This is a genomic window from Roseisolibacter sp. H3M3-2, assembly GCF_029211165.1.
Taxonomy (GTDB): Bacteria; Gemmatimonadota; Gemmatimonadetes; order Gemmatimonadales; family Gemmatimonadaceae; genus Roseisolibacter.
Window position 1 is genome coordinate 1 of the sequence record NZ_JARGEK010000595.1, and the last position, 1863, is coordinate 1863.

2 protein-coding genes are annotated in these 1863 nt (G+C 78.3%); both read left to right on the forward strand.

Annotated features, from left to right (window positions below):
• Positions 1 to 1245, forward strand: a 1245-nt coding sequence (locus PYV61_RS24915) for an ectonucleotide pyrophosphatase/phosphodiesterase (protein ID WP_275836582.1), incomplete at its 5' end; no start/stop codon positions are given.
• 8 nt (positions 1246 to 1253) lie between these two features.
• The coding region (locus tag PYV61_RS24920; protein ID WP_275836583.1) for a phospholipase D-like domain-containing protein at positions 1254 to 1863 on the forward strand (610 nt) is incomplete at its 3' end.

A 1863-nucleotide genomic window follows, 5' to 3' on the forward strand; every position in this document is an offset into this window, starting at 1 on the left:
GCGGGCCCCGCGGGCGCGAGCTCGTCGTCGGCGGCGGGCGCCGCGGCGGCCGACACCGCGGGGCCGATCGTGGTCCTGCTGTCGTTCGACGGCTTCGGGCGCTCGTACCTCGACCGCGGGCTGCCGCTCCCCAACCTCGCGCGGCTCGCCGCGCGCGGCGTGCGCGCGCGGGCGCTGCGCCCCAGCTTCCCGTCGCTGACCTTCCCGAACCACTACACGCTGGTGACGGGGAAGCTGCCGGGGCACTCGGGGCTCGTGCTGAACAAGTTCTGGGACCCGGCGCTGCGCGCGCCGTACGTGCACAAGGACAGCGTCGCGCCCACCGAGGCGCGCTGGTACCGCGCCGAGCCGCTGTGGACGACCGCCGAGCGGCAGGGGGTGCGCGCGGCGGCGTACTTCTGGCCCGGCTCCGCGGCGCCCGCGCCCGACGGCGCGCGCCCGACGCTGAGCATGCACCCGTACGACGACCGCGTGAGCGCCGAGGCGAAGGTCGACTCGGTGGCGGCGTGGCTGCGGCGCCCCGCGGCGACGCGCCCGCGCTTCGTCGCGGTGTACGTGCCGACCGTCGACCAGGTGGGGCACCGCAGCGGGCCGACGTCGGCGGCGCTCGACAGCGCGGTGGTGCACGCCGACCGCGCCGTGGGGCGCCTGCTCGACAGCGTCGCCGCCTCGCCGGTGGGCGCGCGCGTGAACGTCGTCGTGCTCTCCGACCACGGCATGCTCCCCATCGCCGCCGACCCGGTGGTCGCGCTGTCGCGCTTCGCCGACATGGCCGGCGTGCGCGCGGTCGACAACGGGCCGTACATGGCGCTCTGGTTCGACGGCGACGCCGCGCGGCGCGACGCGGTGCTGGCGGCGCTGCGCCGCGGCTTCGCCGACGCCAAGGCCCCCGCGCGCGCGTGGCGCCGCGAGGAGACGCCGGCCGCGTGGGCGCTGCGCGACGAGCCGCGCGCCGGCGACGTCGTGGTGCTCGCCGACCCGGGGTACTTCGTCACGGTGCAGCCTGCGCCCGCCGGCTACCGCTTCAGCCCCGGCGACCACGGGTGGGACCCCGACGCGGCGACGGGGCTCGACGGGATCTTCCTCGCCGCCGGGCCGAACGTGCGCCCGCTCGGCGAGCTGCCGACGCTGCGCAACGTGCACGTCTACCCGTTCCTCGCGCGCCTGCTCGGCGTGCGCGCGCTCCCCGGCGACGGCGACGACGCGGTGCTGCGCGGCGCGGTGGCCGGCGCCGCCGCGCGCTGACCGGCCCCGTGCGCCCGCTCCCCGAGGGGGCGCCGCCGGAGCGCACGTTGCTCGACCAGGCGTTCACCCGCGCGGTGGGCGCGCCGCTGCTCGGCGGCAACGACGTGCGCCTGCTGCGCGACGCGACGGAGAACTACCCGGCGTGGCTCGACGCGATCGCGGGCGCGCGCGAGTACGTCCTGTTCGAGAGCTACATCATCCACGACGACGCGACCGGCGACCGCTTCGCCGACGCGCTGGCCGAGCGCGCGCGGGCCGGCGTCGCGGTGCGCGTGGTCTACGACTGGCTCGGCGCGGTGGGGAAGACCTCGCGCGGGTTCTGGAAGCGGCTGCGCGCAGCCGGCGTCGAGGTGCGCACCTTCAACCCGCCGCGCCTCGCCCGGCCCTTCGACTGGATCACGCGCGACCACCGCAAGCTGCTGTCGGTGGACGGCGCGCTGGCGTTCGTCACCGGGCTCTGCGTGGGGCGGATGTGGGAGGGCGACCCGGCGCACGGCGTCGCGCCGTGGCGCGACACGGGCGTCGCGCTGCGCGGCCCCGCGGTCGCCGACGTCGAGCACGCGGTCGCGCGCGTCTGGGACGCCTGCGGCGCGCCGCTCCCGCCGGGGGCGCTGCGCC